Here is a 2,293-nt window from a genome sequence, read left to right as displayed (position 1 = left end):
TCCTCGCCCGCAACCACCGCCACCGCGTCCGGCTGACCCGCCGCCCAGCGGGCGATCTGTTCCGAGACCGAGGACGTGCCCTCCCCCAAGCCCTCCCACGCCCCGCGGTTCCACTCCGTCAGCGCGCTCCACTCCGCGTCAACCAACAGGTCCACCGTCCCCAACCGGCGCGAGGAATCGCTCACCAGCGCATCCAGCAGGTGTTCCAGCTGGTCCTTGAGACGCTCGACCGTGCTTTCATCGAAGCTGTCCCGTGCAAAGTCGTAAAGGACCTCCAGAGTCTCTCCGCTTTGCACGGCCAGCGTCAGGGGATAGTTGGTCGTCTCGGCATGGCGGGCGGCACCGAAATGTAGACCTAGACCATCACGGTTCACGAGCACGCGATCCACCGGATAGTTCTCGAACACCAGCAACGTGTCGAACAAGGCCTCGCCGGCGCTGCCAGCCCAGCGCTGGATCTCGTACAAGGGCGTATGGGCGTGCTGGTCCCGGTCCAGACTGCGCTGCTGCAGACTGGCCAGCCAGTCGATCAGTGTCTGGTGGCGCGGGAACTCCACCACGACCGGCACACTATTGATGAACAGCCCGACCAACTCCTCCGCAGCGGGTAGTTCTGCAGGCCGTCCCGCAACCGTCGCACCGAACACCACTGACGTCTGGCCGGTATAAATCCGAAGCAGCAGCGCCCAGGCCCCCTGCACGAGCGTACTGAGCGTGATCGCGTGACGCTGAGCGAACACCCGGAGGCGCTCAGTATCGGCCGGGGAGAGACTGGTTCGCCGCAAGCCATGTCCAGACTGCGGTAGCGTGACCGGCACGACCTCCGCGAGACGCGTCGGCGCTTCGAGGGGCGCGATCTGTGTCTTCCAGAACGCCTCACTCGCGGCTGGATCACGGGTCGTCACCCAGGCGACGTAGTCTCGATAGTTACCTGTCGGCGGCACAGGCGTGGCGCCGTGATAGTGCTGCAGGACCTCGGCCAGCAGTCGCGCGCTGCTCCAGCCGTCGAGCAGGAGGTGGTGGCAAGTCCAGATCAGATGGTGACCTCCGCCCGGCAGCGCGACCAGCGTGAGCCGAAACAGCGGGGGGCGTCCCAAATCGAGGGCGCGGGCGTGCTCGGCGGCGCAGAGCGCTTCCAGGCGCCCGGGCGTGACCTCCGCATCGCGCCAGTCGAGCTGTTCGAGCGGCAGTTCCACAGCACGGAACACGATCTGTACCGCCGGCTCCGGCTGCCATAGAAAGGCCGTCCGCAGCGCGCCGTGGCGAGCCAGCGCCCATCGCCACGCAGCCGCGAAGCGTTCGACATCCAGGCCCCCTACGGCTACGTCGAATTGCGTGACATAAGCATCGGCGCCGGGCTCGTACACGGCGTGGAACAGCAGCCCCCGTTGCAGCGGTGTCAGCGGGTAGATCGCTTCGATCGCAGAGGCCGGGAGCCCGTCGAGCCGCGACTGGTCGAGACCGGTCCAAGGCACGTCGGACGGGGTCAGCCCGCTCGCTCCCGAGACGCAGTGCGTGATCACGGCAAGCAGTTCGGCCCGGAAGGAGGCCGCGAGCCGCTCGATCGTCTCCGGTCGATACTGAGCGCCGCTGTACAGCCAGTTGAAGGCCAACTCGCCAGCATAGACCTGACCGTTGACTTCGATCCCTAATGCCAGCGGCGCGCTTTCGGCCATCTCGGCGCCTCGTGCCTCGCTCGCCGGCCGGAACAGTTCCGCATCCTCGCGTTCCGTACCGAACTGCCCCAGATAATTGAAGGCAACCTGCGGACTTGGGAGGCCGCCAAGCGCCTCCCGTGTCCCGGCATCGCCAAGTCGCCGCAGGACACCATAGCCGACGCCATCATCCGGAATCCGCCGAAGCTGCTCCTTGATCACCTTGATCGACACCGCGACATCGTCAGCGGGGGACAGCCGAACCGGAAACGCCGCCGTGAACCAGCCGACCGTGCGACTGAGGTCTAACCCTTCGAAACGGTCCGTGCGGCCATGACCCTCCAGCTCGACGAGCAACGTATCGTGCCCGGACCATACCCGGAGTGCGCGGGCGAGCGCGGTCAGCAGCAGTTCGTCTATGCGCGTCCGGTAAGCGGCGTTCGCGTCCCGCAACAGGCGACCGGTCGCTTCGCGGTCGATCGTAACCGTCACGGATCTCGCGTCGACACTGCAGCCCGGCGGACCGGGGAAATCCTGCGGCAGTGAAGGCGCCCCTTCGCGGAGCATGGCCCCCCAGAAGGCGGCTTCTTGGCGCAGGGCTGCGCTGGCAGCGTAGATTTCGAGGTGCCGGGCCCAGG

General features: G+C 66.8%; 1 protein-coding gene. It reads right to left on the bottom strand.

Features of this window, described 5'->3' with window-relative positions:
• A partial coding sequence (locus ACW73L_RS22045) for a condensation domain-containing protein (protein WP_498924687.1) occupies positions 1-2,293 on the bottom strand: 2,293 nt, incomplete at both ends.

It is taken from the genome of Methylolobus aquaticus (assembly GCF_054172105.1).
The sequence above is the reverse complement of the archived record's forward strand: the minus strand, read 5'-3'. Positions and strand labels throughout refer to the sequence as shown.